The 21,880-nt window shown below is 42.8% G+C and carries 20 protein-coding genes; 14 read left to right on the top strand and 6 right to left on the bottom strand.

Annotated features, from left to right (window positions below):
* The first annotated feature begins 127 nt into the window (after nt 1–127).
* From KS242_RS05265 to KS242_RS05290, 6 genes are all read left to right on the top strand, one after another.
* A complete protein-coding gene (locus KS242_RS05265) occupies nt 128–1,528 on the top strand; it encodes a cytochrome ubiquinol oxidase subunit I (protein WP_217323311.1) in 1,401 nt (466 codons plus the stop codon).
* Nucleotides 1,515–2,531: a cytochrome d ubiquinol oxidase subunit II gene (gene cydB / locus KS242_RS05270; RefSeq protein WP_217323312.1), complete on the top strand. Its 1,017-nt coding sequence runs from the start codon at nt 1,515–1,517 to the stop codon at nt 2,529–2,531. Before KS242_RS05265 ends, cydB begins: the two co-directional genes overlap by 14 nt.
* On the top strand, nt 2,531–4,252 hold the full coding sequence (gene cydD / locus KS242_RS05275; protein WP_217323313.1) for a thiol reductant ABC exporter subunit CydD: 1,722 nt from the start codon (nt 2,531–2,533) through the stop codon (nt 4,250–4,252). Before cydB ends, cydD begins: the two co-directional genes overlap by 1 nt.
* Complete coding sequence (gene cydC, locus KS242_RS05280) at nt 4,239–5,972, top strand: thiol reductant ABC exporter subunit CydC (protein ID WP_217323314.1); 1,734 nt, start codon at nt 4,239–4,241, stop codon at nt 5,970–5,972. Before cydD ends, cydC begins: the two co-directional genes overlap by 14 nt.
* Nucleotides 5,973–6,063: 91 nt before the next feature.
* Nucleotides 6,064–6,924, top strand: coding sequence for a GRP family sugar transporter (locus KS242_RS05285; RefSeq protein WP_217323315.1), 861 nt, complete (start codon nt 6,064–6,066; stop codon nt 6,922–6,924).
* Nucleotides 6,925–6,945: 21 nt separating this feature from the next.
* Nucleotides 6,946–7,731, top strand: coding sequence for a glucose 1-dehydrogenase (locus KS242_RS05290; RefSeq protein WP_217323316.1), 786 nt, complete (start codon nt 6,946–6,948; stop codon nt 7,729–7,731).
* A 35-nt stretch (nt 7,732–7,766) separates the two neighbouring features.
* On the opposite strand, the gene KS242_RS05295 is transcribed toward KS242_RS05290, so the two are convergent.
* The 3 genes from KS242_RS05295 to murA form a co-directional block, all read right to left on the bottom strand.
* Entirely contained in the window at nt 7,767–8,507 is a 741-nt protein-coding gene (locus KS242_RS05295; RefSeq protein ID WP_217323317.1) for an SDR family oxidoreductase, read from the bottom strand.
* 5 nt (nt 8,508–8,512) lie between these two features.
* On the bottom strand, nt 8,513–9,019 hold the full coding sequence (locus KS242_RS05300) for a metallophosphoesterase family protein (protein WP_217323318.1): 507 nt from the start codon (nt 9,017–9,019) through the stop codon (nt 8,513–8,515).
* 89 nt (nt 9,020–9,108) lie between these two features.
* The gene (gene murA / locus KS242_RS05305) at nt 9,109–10,479 is read right to left on the bottom strand and encodes a UDP-N-acetylglucosamine 1-carboxyvinyltransferase (protein WP_217323319.1); all 1,371 of its coding nucleotides are present in this window, start codon (nt 10,477–10,479) and stop codon (nt 9,109–9,111) included.
* Between the two features lie 218 nt (nt 10,480–10,697).
* On the opposite strand from murA, the gene KS242_RS05310 reads away from it, so the two are divergent.
* The gene (locus KS242_RS05310) at nt 10,698–11,339 is read left to right on the top strand and encodes a TVP38/TMEM64 family protein (protein WP_217323320.1); all 642 of its coding nucleotides are present in this window, start codon (nt 10,698–10,700) and stop codon (nt 11,337–11,339) included.
* 312 nt (nt 11,340–11,651) lie between these two features.
* On the opposite strand, the gene dat is transcribed toward KS242_RS05310, so the two are convergent.
* Nucleotides 11,652–12,515, bottom strand: coding sequence for a D-amino-acid transaminase (gene dat, locus KS242_RS05315; RefSeq protein ID WP_217323321.1), 864 nt, complete (start codon nt 12,513–12,515; stop codon nt 11,652–11,654).
* Nucleotides 12,516–12,800: 285 nt separating this feature from the next.
* Here dat and queG point away from each other — a divergent pair, with 285 nt between their 5' ends.
* Nucleotides 12,801–13,949, top strand: a complete 1,149-nt coding sequence (gene queG / locus KS242_RS05320; protein WP_217323322.1) for a tRNA epoxyqueuosine(34) reductase QueG — start codon at nt 12,801–12,803, stop codon at nt 13,947–13,949.
* A 107-nt stretch (nt 13,950–14,056) separates the two neighbouring features.
* On the opposite strand, the gene nfsA is transcribed toward queG, so the two are convergent.
* Entirely contained in the window at nt 14,057–14,806 is a 750-nt protein-coding gene (gene nfsA, locus KS242_RS05325; protein ID WP_217323323.1) for an oxygen-insensitive NADPH nitroreductase, read from the bottom strand.
* A gap of 245 nt (nt 14,807–15,051) precedes the next feature.
* On the opposite strand from nfsA, the gene KS242_RS05330 reads away from it, so the two are divergent.
* The 5 genes from KS242_RS05330 (at nt 15,052) to KS242_RS05350 (ending at nt 20,031) form a co-directional block, all read left to right on the top strand.
* Nucleotides 15,052–15,903, top strand: coding sequence for an amidase domain-containing protein (locus KS242_RS05330; RefSeq protein WP_217323324.1), 852 nt, complete (start codon nt 15,052–15,054; stop codon nt 15,901–15,903).
* Nucleotides 15,904–15,957: 54 nt separating this feature from the next.
* Nucleotides 15,958–16,431, top strand: a complete 474-nt coding sequence (gene trmL / locus KS242_RS05335; RefSeq protein ID WP_217323325.1) for a tRNA (uridine(34)/cytosine(34)/5-carboxymethylaminomethyluridine(34)-2'-O)-methyltransferase TrmL — start codon at nt 15,958–15,960, stop codon at nt 16,429–16,431.
* Between the two features lie 144 nt (nt 16,432–16,575).
* The gene (locus KS242_RS05340) at nt 16,576–16,899 is read left to right on the top strand and encodes a helix-turn-helix domain-containing protein (RefSeq protein ID WP_217323326.1); all 324 of its coding nucleotides are present in this window, start codon (nt 16,576–16,578) and stop codon (nt 16,897–16,899) included.
* A gap of 115 nt (nt 16,900–17,014) precedes the next feature.
* A complete protein-coding gene (locus tag KS242_RS05345; RefSeq protein ID WP_217323327.1) occupies nt 17,015–18,037 on the top strand; it encodes an HD-GYP domain-containing protein in 1,023 nt (340 codons plus the stop codon).
* 98 nt (nt 18,038–18,135) lie between these two features.
* Nucleotides 18,136–20,031 carry a PrkA family serine protein kinase gene (locus KS242_RS05350; RefSeq protein ID WP_217323328.1) on the top strand — a complete coding sequence of 632 codons (1,896 nt, stop codon included), beginning with the start codon at nt 18,136–18,138 and terminating at the stop codon, nt 20,029–20,031.
* Nucleotides 20,032–20,071: 40 nt separating this feature from the next.
* On the opposite strand, the gene KS242_RS05355 is transcribed toward KS242_RS05350, so the two are convergent.
* On the bottom strand, nt 20,072–20,842 hold the full coding sequence (locus KS242_RS05355; RefSeq protein WP_217323329.1) for a sulfite exporter TauE/SafE family protein: 771 nt from the start codon (nt 20,840–20,842) through the stop codon (nt 20,072–20,074).
* 105 nt (nt 20,843–20,947) lie between these two features.
* On the opposite strand from KS242_RS05355, the gene KS242_RS05360 reads away from it, so the two are divergent.
* On the top strand, nt 20,948–21,832 hold the full coding sequence (locus tag KS242_RS05360) for a LysR family transcriptional regulator (protein ID WP_217323330.1): 885 nt from the start codon (nt 20,948–20,950) through the stop codon (nt 21,830–21,832).
* Nucleotides 21,833–21,880: the final 48 nt, after the last annotated feature.

Consider the following 21,880-nt stretch of genomic DNA (forward strand, 5'->3'; position numbering starts at 1 on the left):
CGCCACAATTTGTTCAATATTTCACAATCTCGAATGGGAAAGAAGGAGTATACTAAATGTAACAGGACATTGTGATTAACTTCACAAAGTATCCGTTTAAATTACGTTAAAGAAAGAAGGCGGCAAGATGGATGTTGTAGAACTATCTCGGATCCAATTTGCATCAACGACTTTGTTCCACTTCCTATTCGTTCCATTGAGTATAGGATTGGTGTTCATCATTGCAATCATGGAAACATTGTATGTTGTGAAAAAAGACGATAAGTACAAAAAAATGGCAAAGTTCTGGGGGCATTTATTCCTAATTAACTTTGCAGTCGGTGTCGTCACCGGTATTCTGCAGGAATTCCAATTCGGAATGAACTGGTCGGAATATTCCCGATTTGTTGGGGATGTATTCGGTGCGCCGCTTGCAATAGAAGCTTTATTAGCATTCTTCATGGAATCCACTTTCTTAGGTTTATGGATTTTCGGCTGGGACCGTCTGCCGAAATGGCTCCATGCATTATGCATTTGGTTAGTATCTTTAGGGACAATCTTCTCGGCATTCTTTATTTTGTCGGCGAACTCCTTTATGCAGCATCCAGTAGGGGCTGTACTGCAAAACGGCAGATTAGAAATGAATGATTTCTTAGCTATCTTGACGAATGGCCAGCTGTGGGTCGAGTTCCCGCATACACTATTTGGTTCATTTGCGACTGGAGCGTTATTCATAACAGGAATTAGCGCTATTGCTCTTCTTCGCAAGAAGCATGTAGCGTTTTATAAAGGATCATTTAAAATAGCAATCATTGTTGGTTTAATTAGCGGTATTGGTATTGCATTGTCCGGACACGAACAGGCGCTTTACCTAGTCGAAACACAGCCAATGAAAATGGCAGCGAGTGAAGGACTTTGGGAAGACAGTGCTGATCCAGCTCCTTGGACAGTGCTTGCTAACATTGATACAGAAGCTGGGGAGAACACAGCTGAACTTAAAATTCCTTACTTGTTAAGTTTCTTATCTTATGGTAATTTCCACGGCTCTGTTGAAGGGATGAATACCCTTCAGGAACGCTATGAAAATATGTACGGATCTGGCGATTATATTCCGCCAGTGAAAACAACATTCTGGAGCTTCCGGATTATGTCCGCGCTAGGTGGGGCTATTGCTGTATTAACAATTTGGGGTGCGTACTTGTATGCACGGAAAAAACTTATAAATAGTAAATGGTATCTGCGTATGATGATTGTTGCCATCAGCTTCCCGTTCATCGGAAGTTCTGCCGGCTGGATTATGACAGAAATCGGCCGTCAGCCATGGGTTGTGTTTGGTTATATGCAAACAGAAGACGCAGTTAGTGCAGGTGTAAGTGCAGGGCAAGTGTTATTCTCACTCATTTCGTTTTCTGCTTTGTATTTAATTTTGTTCGCGGTCATGATAACGCTATTCGTCCGCGAGATTAAAAAAGGACCAGACCACGATATGGAACAATCGGATTCGATTGAGGATCCATTTACGAAGGAGGGTCAACATGCTTTCTCTTAATGAATTTTGGTTCATCCTTGTTGCGGTGTTATTCGTTGGCTTTTTCTTCTTGGAAGGCTTTGATTTTGGTGTTGGAATTGCAGGCAGATTCGTCGCTAAAAATGATTTAGAAAGACGCGCGTTCATAAACTCTATCGGTCCATTCTGGGATGCAAATGAAGTGTGGCTCATAACTGCTATTGGTGCCATGTTTGCTGCCTTTCCGAGTTGGTATGCGTCTATGCTGAGCGGTTTTTATCTCTGCTTTGCATTTATCCTTTTCGGGTTGATTGGACGCGGGGTTGCTTTCGAGTTCCGCGGCAAAGCAGAGCATCCGACTTGGCGCAAAGTCTGGGATTGGGTTATCCTAATCGGCAGTATTATTCCGCCGCTCACTTTCGGAATTATGTTCACAGCTTTAATCCAAGGTGTACCGATTGATGAAAACATGATTATGCATGCAGGCGTAACGGATGTTATTAATGTCTATACCGTTCTTGGCGGTGTAACATTAACCATGCTGTGTGTATGGCATGGTCTAATTTTCGGGACACTACGATTAATGGATACACTGCGTGAGCGCTGCCGCCGCGCAGCAAAGAACTTGCTGCCAATCAATGCTGTTTTACTCGTTGCCTTCCTGGGCATGACTTTCTTTAAAACAGATATGTTCGCAGTTCATGGCAATATTTTAGAGTATTTATTCATGGTCGGTATTTTGGTTTATATCGCATCCGGCTATTTCATTACGCGTAAACGCGATGGCTGGGCGTTCTTGATGTCAGGTTTAATTATTATCCTGCTGATTGCATCTGTGTTTATCGGACTATTCCCGCGGGTGATGATTAGTTCTATCAGTGATGCTTACAGTCTGACAGTACAAAATGCATCTTCAGGCGATTATTCTTTGAAAATCATGACCTACCTTAGTTTGGCGCTATTGCCTTTCGTGTTAGGCTATCAAATTTGGAGCTACTACGTTTTCCGTAAACGAGTAGATCATAAGGAGCATATGGAATACTAATGGGCAGAAACTTAATGGCTTATAAAGGAATAAAAACGGTGTTGGTGGTGCTCTCCGCATTCACACTGCTGCAAGCTGTGGCCATTATCTTTCAAGCGAAGTGGCTGGCGGAGGCCATTACGCACCTGTTCCATGGACATAGCTTTACATCACAAATTCCACTTATAGGCTGCTTCGTAGCAGCCTTTCTTGTTAGACAGCTGCTGCAGCTGATAATTAAAAAGATCTGTTTCCGCTTTGCGCAGGCGACTGTAGAAGAGATGCGGAAAGCATTTTTAGAAAGTGTCTTTAAGCTTGGACCACGTTATACCAAGCAAGAAGGTACCGGAAATCTGGTTACTTTTTTGTTGGAGAGTGTAGGGAAGCTTCGGGATTATCTTGAACTATTTTTGCCAAAGCTCGTTTCCAATATGATTACGCCCTGGCTTGTGCTTGTTTATATTTGGATGCACGATGCTATTTCTGGTGTAATCTTTCTCGTAACTATTCCTATTTTGATTGCATTTATGGTCTTGCTAGGTTTAGCAGCTCAAAAGAAAATGGATAGTCAATGGAAGGCATACCGTATGCTCTCCAATCATTTTGTTGATTCCCTGCGCGGCTTGGAAACATTGAAGTTTCTTGGTCGCAGCAAGGAACATGGCGAAACGATTGAGAAGGTAAGCGGGCAGTACCGCAAATCCACTCTGGGGACATTGCGTATTGCGTTTTTGTCTAGTTTTGCACTTGATCTGTTTACGCAGCTGGCAATCGCGTTTGTTGCAGTAACGCTTGGGCTGCGTTTAATTGATGGCACGCTGTTATTGGAGCCGGCTTTAATGATCTTGCTGCTTGCTCCTGAGTATTTCCTGCCGATTCGTGAAGTAGGAAATGATTATCATGCCACATTGGACGGCAAAGATGCCGGTGACCAAATGCTTGCTGTTATTCAGCTTGCTGACGGGAAACGTAAAGGCAAAGACGCAGGTGTGTGGAAACAAGACAGCGAGCTGGTTCTGCGTGATGTAACAGTTGCTTATGAAGAAAATCAGTCTGCTTTAACTGACTTAAGCATTCGCATAAAAGGCAATCAAAAGGTTGGACTGATTGGCGCTAGCGGAGCAGGTAAATCAACTTTTATTGATTTGCTTAGCGGTTTTATTGACCCTGCCAGCGGACGAATGGAATTGGACGGAAAAGCCATCGACTTTAACGCAGACACTTGGCAGCAGCAAACGGCGTATATCCCGCAGCATCCATTTATCTTCCAAGGCAGTGTAAAAGATAATATTCGCTTTTATGCGCCGGAAGCTAGTGATGAAGCAGTGGAAAAAGCAATTGATTATGCGGGTCTGCGCGACGTTATTCATAACCTGCCCGAGGATTCTGATACGCTTATTGGTGAAGGAGCCCGCAGTTTAAGCGGCGGGCAGGCGCAGCGAGTCGTGTTGGCTAGAGCGTTCCTTAGTGATCGCTCCATCGTTCTTTTGGATGAGCCAACTGCGCAGCTTGATATTGAGACAGAATATGAATTGAAAGAAGTAATCGAGGAATTGGTTGCGGATAAATTGCTGTTCTTTGCTTCGCATCGTCTGCATTGGATGCAGGAAATGGATCTTATTATCGTGATGGAGCATGGCAGAATCACAGAGTACGGCACGCATGAAGAATTAGCAGCAAAAGACGGCCAATATGTCCGTTTGCTGAAAGCACAAATGGGGGATAAACATGAAGCATCGTGACTGGATCATGCCATATGTTAAACGATATAAATATCGCATGCTGACCATCATGCTGCTGAGTATGCTGACAGTAGGTTCAGCGGCAGCTTTGATGTTCACATCTGGTTTTTTGATTTCGAAGTCGTCCTTGCGCCCAGAAAATATCTTGCTTGTTTATGTGCCGATTGTTCTGGTACGTGCATTTGGGCTTGGGCGTTCCGTTTTCCGATATTCCGAACGGCTCGTCAGCCATGACTTCATTTTACGTGTGCTGGCGAAAATGCGGATACGATTGTATCATTTGGTTGAGCCGAAAGCGGCAACAAGTAAATCAATGAAAACGGGTGAAGTGCTTGGTATTTTGTCCGAGGATATCGAGAGCTTACAAGATCTGTATTTACGGACGATTCTGCCTACTGCCTCTGCAGTTCTGCTTTATGTTATCAGTATTTGTGCGCTCGGTTATTTCAGCATAGGATTTGCTTTACTTATGTCAATTTACTTCTTTGTGCTTGTTGTTGTTATGCCGATTTTCTCCTTCTTGCATATGCGGGCAGTCAATCAAGCATATAAGAAAGATAAAGATCAGCTTTATCAATATGTGACAGACGGTTTCCTTGGAATTCATGATTGGCTGTTAAGCGGGCAGAAAAAACATTTCTTCAGCCGCTTCTTCACACAGCAGCAGACGCAGGATATCGCGGATAAACGGTCGAAGAATTGGACATATTACCGGGAATTTATTGGGCAAGTGCTTGTTGCCGCTATGCTAGTTACCATGCTAGGTTTCGGAGCGAACCTATTTGCTGATGGCAAAATTGCTGGTGTATTCATTGCAGCATTTGTACTTGTCATTATTCCATTATCAGAGGCAATTTTACCAGTATCTAATGCGGTAGAAAAGTATCCGCGCTATGAAGAGTCGCTGAATCGAGTGACGAAGCTGGAAGACGATGCAGAAAAAACACTCGAATCATTCCTGTATAAAGGCCCATTGGATACGGCTGCATTAACAATGCAGAATGTAAGTTTTAATTATGATGAACAAGCGAACGTCATCAAGGACTTGTCTCTTGAATTGCCCCAAGGTAAGAAAATAGCAGTTATTGGGAAGAGTGGTGCTGGCAAATCAACGCTATTGAAACTGCTTCAAGGCATGCTCAAGCCGGACGAAGGATCTGTTCGGATTAATGGCTATGATGCTTCGGCAATTCGTCCGGATATGACAAAGCTAGTATCCGTATTAAATCAAAATCCATATCTTTTTTATACAAGTGTAGCCAACAACTTGCTGCTGGCAAATGAAGATGCGACCGAAGCACAAGTAAAAGCGGTTATGAAACAAGTGAAGCTCCATGATTTAGTCGCCAGTCAGCCAGAAGGATATCAAACATCCATGCAGGAAACCGGTCAGCGATTCTCTGGCGGAGAACGCCAGAGAATCGCCTTGGCACGAGTACTGCTTCAAGATACACCAATTGTTATGCTGGATGAGCCAACAGTAGGGCTTGACCCGATTACAGAGCGAGATCTGCTGCATACAATTTTCGACAGTTTAGCTGGGAAATCGTTGCTATGGGTAACACACCACCTTGTAGGAATGGAAGAAATGGACGAAATCATCTTCTTGGAAGAAGGTAAAATCAAGATGCGCGGTACGCATGCACAATTGCTGCAGGAATCGCCGCATTATAAAAAATTGTACGAATTGGACCGTCCTGCGGTATTTCAAACTACTTAATCCAAAGCATTTGCTTTGGATTTTTTTTTGCATAAAAAGATTCCAGCATTATCATACTAGCATTAAAGTAGAACTGAAATGGAGTGACGTGATGGATATCTTACTGGCGGTTCTGCCTGCCTTGTTTTGGGGCAGCATCGTTCTATTCAATGTGAAGCTTGGCGGATCCCCTTATCATCAGATCCTCGGTACGACAATTGGAGCCTTGCTGTTATCAATTGTACTGTATTTATTTGTACGCCCGGAATTAACAGGTTTCATCTTCTTAATAGGTTTCCTTTCTGGTGTATTCTGGTCGCTGGGCCAGACTTTCCAGTTGAAAAGTATTCATGCAATCGGTGTTTCACGAACGATGCCAATTTCAACTGGAGCGCAGCTCGTTTCTACTTCGCTGTTTGGTGTTATTGTGTTTGGAGAATGGAGTACATCCAGATCCGTTATTCTTGGAATTCTGGCATTACTGCTTATTATTGGCGGGGCAATTCTTACTTCCAGACGAGCGAAAGGAGAAAAAGAGGATGAGGCAAGTCGGGGGGCTTTCCGAAAGGGTTTGGTTTTCCTGGCTATCTCTACCGTAGGTTACTTAGTTTATGTCGTTATCGCCAGATTGTTTGGCGTCGATGGCTGGACGGCTTTATTCCCGCAAGCTGTCGGTATGGTGGCAGGCGGACTTATCTTAACTGTAAAGTACAAACCATATGATTTGTATACGATAAAAAATATAATCCCCGGTGTCATCTGGGCAACAGGTAATATGTTTTTATTCATCTCGCAGCCTCGAGTCGGCGTGGCAACAAGTTTCTCTTTATCTCAAATGGGAATTGTGATTTCCACACTTGGCGGTATTTTCATATTAGGTGAAAAGAAAACGAGGGGGCAACTGGTTAGTGTCGGAATTGGTATTGTGCTCATCGTTATCGCAGGTTTTCTCTTAGGTTATACAAAATCATAAAGCAGCGAAGGAGTATGAAATATGTATTCAAGTTTAAAGGATAAAGTAGTCGTAATCACAGGTTCATCAACAGGGTTAGGGAAAGCGATGGCATTACGTTTTGCCGAAGAAGGCGCAAAAATCGTTATCAATTATTATAAAAACCAAGAAGAGGGCGAGGAAGTTGTCCGCCTCATCAAAGATAGCGGCAGTGATGCCGTAGCAGTACAAGGAAATGTCATGCAAGAAGAAGATGTGCAAAAGCTCGTCCAGACAGCTATTGATTCCTTCGGCAAGCTTGATATTATGATTAACAATGCTGGCGTAGAGAATCCTGTTCCTTCTCATGAATTAACGCTGAAAGATTGGGATCGCGTTATTGGTACGAACTTGACGGGTGCGTTTTTAGGTTCCAGAGAAGCATTGAAATACTTCGTTGATAACAACATCAAAGGAAATATCATCAACATGTCCAGTGTGCATGAAGTTATTCCATGGCCGTTATTTGCACATTATGCAGCGAGTAAGGGCGGCGTGAAACTGCTGACAGAAACACTAGCGCTTGAATATGCACCGAAAGGTATCCGAGTGAACAATATCGGACCAGGTGCCATTAATACACCGATTAATGCGGAGAAATTTGCCGATCCGAAGCAAAAAGCAGATGTGGAAAGTATGATTCCAATGGGATATATCGGAAAACCAGAAGAAATTGCCGCGGTGGCAGTGTGGCTCGCATCCGAAGAGTCCAGCTATGTGACAGGTATTACACTGTTCGCAGATGGCGGTATGACAAAGTATCCGAGCTTCCAAGCCGGAAGAGGCTAAACGCAAAGAGACAATGCCCGCGGGCATTGTCTCTTTTAATGTGCATAAATCATTTTGCGTGTCATACCGCCATCGATAACTAAGTTTTCCCCATTGATAAAGTTATTTTCTGCAGTTGTCAGGAATAAACAAGCTCTGGCAATGTCAGATGGAGTGCCGACGCGTTTGGAAAGATGCTGATCGTGATCAACAGGCCGCAATGCGTTGTAATCCTCTGTTTCAATCCAGCCCGGACTTATACAGTTGACTGTAATATAGTCATGTTGTAAGGACACAGACAGTGCATGGGTAAGTGCGGTGATCCCGCCCTTGGTGGCAGCGTAGGCTTCTGTATCCGGTTCGGACATGGAGGCGCGAGTGGAAGCAATGTTTACAATGGCCCCGCCTTTACCACTATGTTTTATATAGCCGGCTGCTTCACGACTAGCCAGAAAAGTGCCGCGCAAGTTCGTATTGATAATACTATCCCATTCTTCCACAGCTAATTCGAACATATTTTTAAACGCACTAACACCGGCGTTATTGATTAGAATATCAATTTGCCCAAAGTGCTCGTACGCCAGCTTCATAAATTGGCTTACTTCTTTGTGAAGACGCATATCAGCTTGTAAGGCAAGTCCTTTGCCTTCCATTTCCTTAACAGTCTGTTCGGCAGCGGACTCATCCAAATCCACTGCTGCAACTTTAGCCCCGGCTGCTGCATAATGCAAAGCCACAGCCTTACCAATGCCGTTTCCTGCTCCAGTCACAACAACTACTTTGTTTGTAAAATCCATCTTGTTCATCCTTTCTTATCGCTATAATAAATATGCTTGATTGTCCATGTGCTATCTTCTTCAATAATTAATTCGCCAAAAGAAAACTGCTCCTGCCGTCGCTTATCCGTTGGTGAACCTGGATTAAAGAGAACCAATTCTTCTTCTGTCTTGTGTTCCGGTATATGAGAATGCCCGTAAACGAGCAAATCCAAAGATTCATCTGCAAAAGCGTCCCGAGCTCGCTGCGCCGTTGTTTTTCCTTTTCCGTGACCATGCGCAATACCCACTGTTACACCGTGAAAGGAAACAACCTGTTTTTCAGGTAAGATCTCCTTTATATCTGGACCATCTGTATTACCGTAAACTGCAGATACCGGTGCAAAAGATTGGAGTGATGCAAGCACACGCCGGTCATTAAAATCACCAGCATGTACAATATGGTCGGCTCTTTCTAAATATGGAAGCAGAGCAGGAGGCCATATCTTTGCCATGCGAGGCATATGTGTATCAGCTAAAATGATAATGTGCATCCGTTTTCCTCCCGTCAGTGACATAGTACCCAAATGTTTCATTAAGCAATCATAAAAAACGCTCTCCTGTCATAAGGAGAGCGTTCAAATTAATGTTGCGTTTGATGAGCTGGCTCATGTAACGTAATGTCGGCACCTAACTGTGTGAACAGACCAACAATATCTTCATAGCCTCGTTGGATATGTTTAATATCGGTAATCTTCGTAATACCGTCAGCTGCAAGACCAGCAAGAATCAAGGATGTGCCAGCTCGTACGTCATGCGCCTTCACTGTTGCGCCCATTAGCTTGGAAACACCATTAATCATAATTTGATGATCTACTACGTTGATGTCTGCGCCAAGCTTCTTCAGTTCGGCTACGTGTCCAGTACGGTTTGGATATACTTTATCTGTGATAGAGCTGGATCCGGCAGCAAGTACGAGCAACGTCGTCAGCGGCTGCTGCAGGTCAGTAGCTAATTCAGGGTACATACCAGTCTGGATTCGTGCGCCATGTAAAGCAGAACCAGAAGCAGTCATCGAATCATCTTCTTCGGTAATCGTCATACCTAATTCGATCAACTTGTTTGTACAGCTTGCCAAATGTTCCGGAATAACGTTTTTTACGGTGATACGGCCGTTTGTTACACCGGCAGCCATTAAGAATGCACCAGCAATCAAACGGTCTGGGATAACAGTATGTTCAATACCGCCATGCAGGGATGCAACGCCGTCAATGGTGATTTTATCTGTTCCCGCACCTTTGATTTTCGCTCCCATTAAGTTAAGCAAGTTGGCTAGATCAACGACTTCCGGATCTTTAGCGGCGTTATGCAATACAGTACGGCCTTCAGCTTTAACTGCAGCCAGCATCGCATTTATTGTAGCGCCTGATGTAATAACATCAAAGGTAATATCCGCACCTGTCAGCTTGTCACAAGTTACTTCATAATATTTTTGCTTGAAGTCAAATGTTGCCCCAAGTGCCGAAAGAGCTTTTACATGCTGATCAATCGGACGGGAACCAAAATCATCTCCGCCTGGATAGCCGATTTGGACTGTCTTCACTTTCGCAAGTAAAGCCCCAACAAAATAATAAGAAGCGCGAAAATCTGATGTTTTTGCTATATCTAATTTACCGGAAGTAATGTGCCTTCCCGTAAGCTCATAGGTGTTTTTCTCTTTTTCTTCCATATACAAACCAATATCTTCAGCAATTTCTTTTATTAATAAAATATCCCGGATGGCGGGTATATCATGAATCGTGATCATCTCATCTGTCAAACAGCCTGCTGCGACCAGTGCAAGGGCACTATTTTTGGCGCCGGGAATCGTGACTTCTCCGTTTAGCGGGCCGCTATTTCTAACTTCAAACCATGCATTGTTCACTCTATTACGCTCCTTGTCTAATTCCAGCTCGGAAGGCAAGAAATCAAGAGGCGAAGAACGGTTACTTTGAGTTGCTTCGCTTTCCTGCATTTAAAAACGGCCTTCTGCGCTTTTCATCTTCTCTCATATGCACATAAACTCCATTTTACCATTAAACGCGGTAGAAGTAGATAGGGAATAAGTATTCCTGTATGTAGAATTTTCCTATAGTCCGAACACTTGTGCGAAACCTTCATATACTATCGGTAACGAACTTTTGTGCTACAATAGAAAAGACTGGACTATACCACTGGAAAGGCAGGCTTATCATGAAAGGAAGCAAAGTTATCAAGGGCTTGGGTTTAGGGCTGCTTGTACTTTTTCTGATTTGGTTTGTCCGGGAACATATAGAACTTTCACCTGAGGAGATCCAAAAGTGGATTATATCATTTGGATTTGTCTCCCCATTAATTTATATTGGAATCTACACAGTGAAACCTATCATTTTTTTCCCTTCATCAGCACTTTCAATTGCTGGGGGACTGGCTTTTGGCTTTATAAAAGGAACCATCTTTATTCTGATAGGCGCAGCTGGTGCTGCCGTTGTCGCATACTTCTTGGCTAGCATATTCTCTGAACGGTTTGGGGATAAAGATTTTGGTGAACGGGCAGAGAAAATCAAACAAAAATTGCATGATGCAGGCTTTTTTTATGTTCTCGTCATGCGGATTCTGCCGGTTTTCAACTATGATTTGGTTAGTTATGTTTCCGGTCTGACACGTGTTAAATTTAAGCATTATATGGTGGCAAGCATCGCAGGTGTGCTGCCAGGAACGATGACATACGCCCTTGTTGGTGCAAGTATTGTATCCTTCAATTCTATGTATCTCGCTATTATTATATTAGTTATATTGATTTGTGTTCTGATTGGATTTTGGAAAAGAGATAAGATAAAGGAAATACTAACTTAAGACAGCTTAGACTGTCTTTTTTTGTTTTTTAATTAAAGAGATAATGAGGAGACTGGGAAATGCTTGTTTAAGCTATAAAAAAAACAAACCATACTGCAAGTAACAGCAGCATGGTTTGTTTTTTTGCATTGGAAACGAAGATGAGGGCATCGCTTCGGAAATTAGTAATGATGTTCATGTAGGTGTCTACTTAAATAGCCATTCTTGTCCGACGATAACAGCTAAGGCGGAAAGGCAGCAGCTGTCAAAGGGGATTAAGTCATCGTTGTGCTTTTAGGATGAATGACTCTTAACTTGTTCCAGGCTCTTCAATTATATAAATGCTGTTTGTTGTATATCACTAACTTGTTCATAAGCCAGTTGTAACTGGCGTGTAATCATACCTGGCCTACCGTTACGAATACGATTACCGTCCACTTCTATAACAGGCATAATTTCGCTTGTTGTACTCGTGATAAACACTTCATCTGCATCTAAGAGCTGCTGTGTTGAGAAGGTTGTCTCGTGTACTTCCAGCGCTGATTCTGCTGCGAGAGTTAACACGCGGTCTCGGACACAGCCGTGCAAAATGTTTGGTGCTGCTGGATGCGTGAAAAGCATATTATCTTTCACAATAAATACGTTGGACGAAGAGCCTTCTGTCACTTGACCGTCTTTATGAAAGATAGCTTCAACTGCACCATTTTCCTTGGCTGTTTGCTTTGCTAGTACGTTAGGCAGTAAGTTTAGGCTTTTGATGTAACATAAATCCCAGCGAATATCCTCTGTTAAAATCGTTCGCACACCTTGTTGAAGCTGTGCAGCCGGACGTGGGCTTTCCTCGATATAGGCGTATAGATTGCTCGGCACATCTGGAAAAGTATGCTCACGCGGTGCAGAGCCGCGGGTGATTTGTAAATAGAGTTTTGCATCGGTGTGCACAGCATTTTTTTCTGCTAGATTTTGCAGAGAGGTGATGAGTTCTTCCTTATTGAAAGGTACTTGCAAACGTATTGCTTCTGCTGAACGATAAAGCCGTTCAATATGGGCATCGAGTAAGTCATAGTTTCCTTGATAGATACGAATAACCTCATAGATGCCGTCCCCAAACTGTAATCCTCTTTCCTCGAACGGATAGACGAGAGAATCTTTTGCAGTTATGCCATCTTGCGTCCATACATAATTATACAAGTTCATCCAGATACCTCCTTTTTGTTAAGATTAAGTATAGCAGAGGAGAAAAAGCGGGAAAGTGAAAAAAATGTCGAATTTTGCTTTGAATGTTGCACGTGTGTAAAAACCTTGTTATACTACTTAACATACTATTTATAAACCGGGGTATTCATTTCGCGTATCATGAACTTGTACATTACCCTTGAGCCAACGCAGTGTCTCGTTTTAAACGTAACGAGGCATTGCGTTTTTACTATGCCTAATATGGAAATAATGCTAGAAATACTAATAAAAAAGGGAGGCGGCATAATGGATACGGAAAAGCTAAAACAAGAGCTGATTGCTTACAGTAAGGAAATCGGTGTTGATAAAATCAGATTCACAACGGCAGATGTCTTCCAAGAGCTAAAGGAAAGACTAAAGCAGCAGCAGGAAAAAAATTATCAATCTGGATTTGAAAAAGGGACAATCGAAGAACGAACTGAACCGAAAAAACTCATGCCATCAGCTCAATCCATTATTGCCATTGCGCTTGCGTATCCTTCCCGACTCCCTAATGCTCCTAAAAGTACAAAAGAAGAACCACGCGGACTGTTTTGCCGTGCCTCCTGGGGGATGGATTACCATGAGGTTCTGCGCGATCGCTTGAATAAGCTGTCTGCTTTTCTTGCAGAAAGAGTGGAAGGGTTTGCTTATCGTTCTATGGTCGATACAGGAGAATTATCTGACCGTGCAGTGGCAGAACGAGCGGGAATCGGCTTTAGCGCTAAAAACAGCTTTGTTATTACACCTGAGTTTGGTTCATACGTCTATCTTGGTGAAATGATTACCAATATACCTTTCCAGCCGGATGACGCAGTTGAGGATAGTTGTGGCAGCTGTACAAAGTGCATTGACTCTTGTCCAACAGGAGCGCTTGTCCAGGGCGGACAACTGAACGCCCAGCGCTGCATCGCTTATTTGACACAAACGAAGGATTTTCTTCCGGATGAATTTCGAACAAAAATCGGCAATCGTATTTACGGCTGTGATACGTGCCAGCTTGTTTGTCCAAAGAACAAAGGCATGGACTTCCACCTTCATCAAGAGATGGAACCTGATCCAGAGATTGTGAAGCCGTTATTAAAACCATTGCTGAAAATGTCCAATAAAGAATTCAAAACCAAGTTTGGTGTGATTTCTGGTTCGTGGCGCGGTAAGAAACCGATTCAACGCAATGCTATCTTGACGATGGCCCATTATAAAACAACGACAGCAGTCCCAGATTTAATCGAGCTTATGGAAAAGGACCCACGTCCTGTTATCCGCGGAACTGCTGCCTGGGCAATCGGTAAAATTGGGCTGCCGGAAGGTTTTGAAGCTATCAAACGTGCGGTGGGAGAAGAGGAAGACGAACAAGTACGAGAAGAAATGGAAAAGGGATTGAAATTCGAAAAAGAATACGTGAATGCAAATTAAAAAGGAGCGCATGCTCCTTTTTAGTTTTGTCATGAAAAGACAATATATTTACTGAGAACATGATGCTCTCAGTTAACCGCATAGATAAAGCTAACTTTTACGGTTGGTTAATGTTGCGCCCAGCCTTTTTGCGTAATAAAGTCTTTCATGTAAGTACGTCGGGGGACTCGCAGTTTATCGGTAGTCTGTTGTGTCCAGCTCGTGTTACGCATGTTTTCCGTTCGATTTACATAATAAGACTGGATTGTACGATCGTATTCTTCAAGATGTGCATTGAGTGTACCTTTATCTACATTATAACGATTTTCGTGATAAACACTGGCGAAAGGGAGACGTGGTTTTTTTTCATGCACTGTTTCGGGATAGCCGACGGCAATTCCGAATAGCGGCAGTACATGAGCAGGAATACCAAGGCTGGCTGAGACACCTGCCAAGTTATTGCGAAGACCGCCTATATAGCAGATTCCTAGTCCCATTGATTCAGCTGCAATTGCCAGATTCTGTGCGGCAAGAGAAGCATCAATAGTTCCAATCAGCAATGCTTCTGTTCCTTGAATAGATTCAGAAATATCTGCTCGCAGGTTTTGGGCCATTTCTTTATGACGATAAAAGTCGGCGCAAAAAACAAAGAAGTGACCGTTCTTCACAACATAATTTTGGCTTCCCGCATACGTACTGAGCTCCTTTTTTACCAACGGGTCACTTACGCCAATGATGGAATACGCTTGAAGGAAGCTCGACGTGGATGCTGATTGGGCAGCCGTGACGAGTTCCTGTACCTGTTTCTCTGAAAGCGGATCAGCTGAGAAAGATCTTACTGATTTGTGGTTAAGGATAGTTTGCATAACATCTGACATCGTATTCTCCCCCTTTCTTATAAGGATACACAAAACAGACACATTTGTAACTAAAAATGTTTGCGCTTTCATTTTGTGTTTCGGTCAAGCTGTTGAAGCATATACTGTCATGATTCTACATACATACAAATGAGGTGGCAATATGGAAACGTTCATGACAATCATATCTGTTTTTGTTGTTGGAGGGTTGCTTCTCTTACGGGGCTTTGCAATGTCGTACCGCAGAAAGAACAGGAGGGATAGAGATGGGGAAGAATGAACAGTTGGTGAATTTTTGGCTGCAGGAAGTCGAAGAGCGGAAAGAAGGCAATTGGCTCGTTGAACGGATAGCCGCTCATGAACACGAAGGTGCAAAAGTAGCTCAAGTTAAAGGAAAAGGCACAATTCTAAGGGAAGAGCATGACAGTGAGGAAGATATTATTACCTACAGCCTATGCGCTACTTTTCTTGTCCATAAGCAGCATGGAACGTATCATGAAGAAGAAGTACATACGCATACCGCTTATATGCGTAATGGTCAAATCGTACGCCATGAACAAAAGGAAGAGGCAGTTCAGCCGCATGTGCATGGACTTGTCGGATATGAAAGCAATGATGAAAACTTTGATCGGCAATTCAACTATGACAGACGGGCTGCTGTACAATATGCCGAGCGCTGGTGGAACGACTATAATCCGGCATACAAAAAGTTTGAGGTCGATTGCACGAATTATATTTCTCAATGCTTACATGCAGGCGGGGCGCCAATGCGAGGTGAGCCAGACCGAAGCTCAGGCTGGTGGTATAACGGAGATAGCTGGAGCTATAGTTTCACAGTAGCGAACGCGCTGCGGTGGTATTTGAGCGGGTCTAAACAAGGGCTGCAAGGAAAAGAAGTTGCGGACGCACGATTGCTTCGGCCTGGAGATGTTATTTGCTATGACTTCGAAGGGGATGGAAACTTTAATCACAATACAATTGTGGTAGCTCGGGATCCACAAGGAGAACCATTAGTTAATGCGCACACTGCTAATAGCAGAATGCGGAATTGGGCGTATCGTGATTCCCCTGCCTATACAGAAAACGTTGTCTATAAATTTTTCCAGATTGGGGTCTGACCTCTGCTGTGCTATACTAGTAAGGTTGAAAGTTAAAAACAGAGGTGAAAGTTAATGCCAAGACATATCGTACTATACCAGCCAGAAATTCCAGCAAATACAGGGAATATCGCCCGTACCTGTCTCGCTACCGATACTACTTTACATCTTATTCGTCCACTTGGATTTTCGACAGATGACAAGATGCTAAGACGGTCAGGGCTGGATTATTGGCATGACGTGGATATCCGCTATTACGATAGTATGGAAGAACTATATGAGCAATTTCCTGAAGGAGCCTATTATTATATAGAGAATTTTGGTACGAAACATTATTCGGACTATGACTTCAGTGATACGAATCAAGACATCTTGTTTGTATTTGGTCGAGAATCGACTGGAATTCCCAAAGACTTGCTCATAGGGAAAGAAGAACAATGTCTTCGAATTCATATGACGGATAAAGTTCGATCCCTTAATCTGTCTAATACCGCAGCAATTATTATTTATGAAGCGCTTCGTCAGCAAAACTTTGATGGATTATCCTGAACTGCACCTTGTGTGCAGTTTATTTTTTTCTAGTTAATTGGACTTAGATTCCTTCCGCCAACCTGCGCTAATAGAACAATTTTTTTGGTAATAATAGACTAATGTCACTTATATCCGGTGGATTTACTAATGTGACGCTGTATAATGAAATGCATGAATAATGTGAGTGATTACACGCTATTGCTTCGGGCATTTGGAGATAAGCTCCGTTATCTCAGAAAGAAACAAATGCTGACACAAGAGGAATTGGCTGGCGTGGCGGGTTTTAATCGATCGTACTACTCAGATATTGAAAATGGGAAACGAAATATATCATTTATTGGTATTAGCAAGCTGGCAGCTGCACTAAATGTAGAGATGCGGGACCTCTTGCCGGCAAAAGAAGACTATTATAAGCTGCTCGAATTAGATGCAAGACACCGACAGGAAACGATAACATATATATACGGCAGCACGATTGAAGGATAGATACGTAATACTTAAAGAGCGAAAGAATAAAACTTCTCGATGCCGGCCAGTTCCAAAATAGGTTGTTAGGCTGCCGGAATGATGGCAGCTTTTTTGATGGAAAAGGAGAATGGAATTGATATTAAAACGCAAACGCATCCAAGATATACTTCTGGATGATGTGATTGGAAATGACATCATCTTAGCAGACCAGGCCACAGTAGAAAAAGGAACCGTCATCAGCCAGGCAGTGCTTGAACAGCTGAAGCAGAACAACGTGCCCTCCGTCGTTGTGGAGACGACAGAAGAAGCGGCTGCCGATCTATTTAACAAGTCAGACCGGCTGCAGCATACGATTCAGCAGCTCCTGGAAAAGGAAACAGATCACCAAGCAACATACAAGCGCAGCATGGAGAAGCACTTTTATACGAATTTATCTTATATTGCATTTGAATATCGTTATGGCAAACTGCTGTATGGTGAAGAAAGCATTCGTTTCCTAAAAGACTTGTATGTTAAAAGCCTAAAAACGATGGGACGCAGCAGTTTATGGCATTTGTTAGAACAACGAGATCCTTACGCTTTCATCCATTCCTTGGATGTATTCGTCATTGGTACGATGCTCGCCTATCACATGAATGTTGTTCAATTGGACTTTTGTGCTACAGGTTATTTATTTCATGATGTCGGCAAGCTGGAGATCCCGCGTGAGATTCTCGATAAGACGACAGCATTAACAAAAGAGGAATATGAGATTGTCCAGACACATACAGTCAAAGGAGAAATGCTTCTGCAGCAAGCTGGCGACCCCTTAATGGGACGCTATGCACGGAGCCATCATGAACGTCTGAATAAAAAAGGATATCCTGATGGTGCTTATTTGCCAGAGCTCGGCATTGATATTCAAATATTAGCGGTTGTGGACACGTTTTCAGCATTAACACTATCCCGAACATATCGAGAAGTACTTCCAGCAGAAGAAGCTATTCAGCTTTTGCTGGAGATGTCGGATGCTTATCCGAAAAAGATTGTTAAAAAGCTGGCGCAGCTTATGCATGTCTACCCGAATGAAAAAGAGATGTTGGAGATGGATGATGTTTTGTTTAGTGCGTATACCGACGAAGCAACGCTTGAAATAGGCTGGAAACGAAAACCGTAAGCAGCTGGAATATGGATTTACTGGCATGACACCACTGCCCCAGGCATACATTAAGGTAATCGCCTTTTGTCTAACAATGCCTGGGAGGTTAACGAATAATGAATATATTGGATAAGGTACAGCAGTATCGCCAAGAACAAGAGAAGCTCCATTGGGAAGGAACACTTGCTGATTATTTGAACTTGTTAAAGGACCGTCCTTATCTTGCTCAATCTGCACATTCTCGTGTATATAATATGATTAAGCATAAAGGCATTGACGAGGTGGATGGTGTCAAACATTATCATTTCTTTAAAGATGCCTTGTTCGGTTTAGAAGAACCGCTAGAGAAGCTAGTCGAAGAATATTTTCATCCGGCTGCAAGAAGACTGGATGTAAAAAAACGAATTCTATTGCTTATGGGACCAGTGAGCGGGGGGAAATCGACACTTGTCAGCCTGCTTAAACGAGGGCTGGAAGAGTACACTTTCACAGATGAAGGAGCAGTCTACGCAATTAAGGGCTGCCCGATGCATGAAGATCCACTTCACTTAATTCCTGTCCATTTGCGCAAAGACTTTGAAAGAGAATATGGCATTCGTATTGATGGAAATCTATCTCCGCTGAATTTAATGAGATTAGAAGAAGAATACGATAACAGAATTGAAGATGTTATCGTTGAACGGATTTTCTTCTCGGAAGACAAACGTTCTGGAATCGGTACATTCAGTCCTTCAGACCCCAAGTCACAGGATATTGCCGACCTGACAGGATCCATCGATTTCTCGACCATTGCTGAGTATGGATCAGAATCAGATCCGCGAGCTTATCGCTTTGATGGTGAATTAAACAAAGCGAACAGAGGTCTAATGGAATTTCAAGAGATGCTGAAATGTGATGAAAAGTTTCTTTGGCATTTGTTATCTCTTACGCAGGAAGGCAACTTTAAAGCAGGCCGATTTGCGTTAATTTCCGCTGATGAGCTTATCGTAGCTCACACCAATGAGTCGGAATACCGCTCTTTTATCTCCAATAAAAAGAACGAAGCCCTGCATTCCCGTATGATCGTTATGCCTGTTCCTTATAACTTGAAAGTCGATGAGGAAGAGAAGATTTATGAGAAGATGATTTCTGAAAGTGATATTAAGGACGTTCATATCGCGCCGCATACACTGAAGGTTGCTGCCATGTTTACCATTTTGACTAGATTAAAAGAATCAAATCAAGGCGGCACCAGCTTATTAAAGAAAATGCATTTGTATAATGGCAAGCTGCTGGAAGGCTTCAGCGAAGCAGATATTCAAGAATTGAAAAATGAACATAGCGATGAAGGAATGAGCGGTATTGATCCGCGTTATGTAATAAACCGCATCTCCAGTACAATCATAAAAAAAGAAATGCGTTCCATTAATGCACTTGATGTACTCCGCTCCTTAAAAGATGGCCTTAGCAGTCATGCGTCTATTTCGAAAGAAGACAGGGAGCGTTACTTGAATTTCATTGCGGTAGCACGTAAAGAGTATGATGAAATTGCCAAGAAAGAAGTACAAAAGGCTTTTGTTTATTCTTATGAAGAATCAGCGAAGACACTAATGGATAATTATTTGGATAATGTAGAGGCTTATTGCAATAAAACGAAATTGCATGATCCATTAACCGGAGATGAAATGCCATCTGATGAAAAACTAATGCGTTCTATAGAGGAGCAAATTGGAATCTCTGAAAATGCAAAAAAAGCATTCCGGGAAGAAATCCTTATCCGCATATCGGCATATGCCCGTAAAGGAAAGAAATTTGATTATCAATCGCATGAACGGCTGCGGGAGGCTATTCAGAAGAAGTTATTTGCGGACCTAAAAGACGTGGTAAAAATTACGACATCCACTAAAACACCAGATGAGCGACAGCTGAAGAAAATGAATGACGTTGTCGCCACATTGATTGATGAGTATGGCTATAATTCCACATCAGCAAACGACCTGCTTCGTTATGTAGGAAGCTTGCTGAATAGATAAATAAAAGCCGCCAGGATATCCTGGCGGCTTCTTTGTGTTGTTATGCGGATAAAAGCAGAAAGCCTGCAAAAATCGGCAGTAGTACCATGGCTGTTTTTAAATAGACGGGCCGGACGCGCTTCGTGAATTTAGCTCCGATATAAGAACCAATCATTGTTCCGGCAACGACTTCCAATAATAACTTTAGATCGAGAAAACCAAGCTGCGCATAACCTATTCCGCCAGCCAGTGCTATTGGAATGATAATCATCATCGTTGTACCAGCTGATTGCTGTGCAGACAGGCCTAGGAGCATCAGCAAGCCGATTTGGATGAATGGAGCGGAACCAATTCCAAATAAGCCGGATAGTGCGCCGGTGACGATGCCAAGCAAAGCTGCTGAAATAAGATAAATGATTTTATTTGAATAGATAAAACTGCTGATCGTATTTCCTTTGCCGGTTGGTTTGCCTACCAATAGCAGACGAATACATAAAATAACTCCGGATAATACAAGCATACCTGCTGTAAGATAGTTCAAGATTTCCTCTGGGATAATTCCGGAAAAGTGAGAACTGACAAAGGCCCCAACTGCGCCAAAGATGCCAATAATAATACCAGCACGTAACGTCACATTTCCTTCACGGTAATGACTTAGCGCACCCGAAAAAGATGAAAAGAGCATAGAAGTAAGCGCTGTTCCAAGCGCTACATGAATTGGAAATCCAAACAGCACAGTTAGAATACTAATAATGAAGCCGGAGCCTCCTGCTCCGACAAAACCGACGATAAGTCCGGCAGCAATCATAATAAGAATAATTTCAATAGCCATATACGTCCCTCATTTCTTGTTGTATGTTAAGTTAACCATAAACAAATGCTAGTGTATAATGCATAAATAACATATAAATTATGCAAAAAAGGTATAGGTGATTCTATGGAATGGCAGCAGCTTATTTATTTCAAAGAAGTAGCAGAGCGCGAGCATTATTTACATGCGGCGAGAGCTTTATCGATTTCTCAGCCGGCCCTCAGCCGGTCGATTGGGAAGCTGGAGGAGCAGCTAGGTGTGCCGTTATTTGAGAAAAGAGGACGGGGCATTGTTCGAAGTGTGTACGGAGATGCTTTTTATGTCCATGCTGTTAAAATTCTGGAAGAGATGGAGCAAGCAGAAAAGCAAATTCAAAAAATGAAAGACCCGCATTACGGTGAAATAACACTGGGGTTTATGCGATCACAAGGACTGCAGCATATTCCGCATGTAATGAAAAATTTTAAAGAAAGTTATCCATCGGTACAGTTTTCGCTAAATCAAGGATCAACCGAGGAATTGATCAATCAGCTGAAAGAGGGGAAATTAGATTTATGTATTTGTAACATGAATCAAGGAGAAGAAGGTCTGGCTTGGCAGCAGTTATGGTCCGACCAGCTGTACGTATATGTGTCGGACGCACATCCGCTTGCTTGGAAGCAGCAGCTGACATTAGAAGAGATAGAGAAAGAACCCTTCCTGCTTATCAGTCCTGGATTCAGTGCGCGTGTGATGTTTGAACAAATCGTTGAGAAGTATGGTTTGAAACCAAATGTAGCTTTTGAAAGTGAGGATATTATGACCATTCTTGGTTTCGTCGCAGCTGGTCAGGGCGTGGCGCTGCTTCCGGCATTTGAAAATCTTCAAGTTCAGCATGTCCGCAGCATTCCCCTGCGTGAGCCTACACAAAGAAATATCGGTATTGCGATACGAGATGGTAGTGTACGTTCTTCTGCTTGTGATCAATTCATTAACCATCTTTTAGCTTATTCAAAACAATTACAGAGATAGAGCTGCAATACGCATTGTTTATTTAGTTTATATGAAGCATTCCGATTA

It is taken from the genome of Terribacillus sp. DMT04, from assembly GCF_019056395.1.
Taxonomy (GTDB): Bacteria; Bacillota; Bacilli; order Bacillales; family Amphibacillaceae; genus Terribacillus; species Terribacillus aidingensis_A.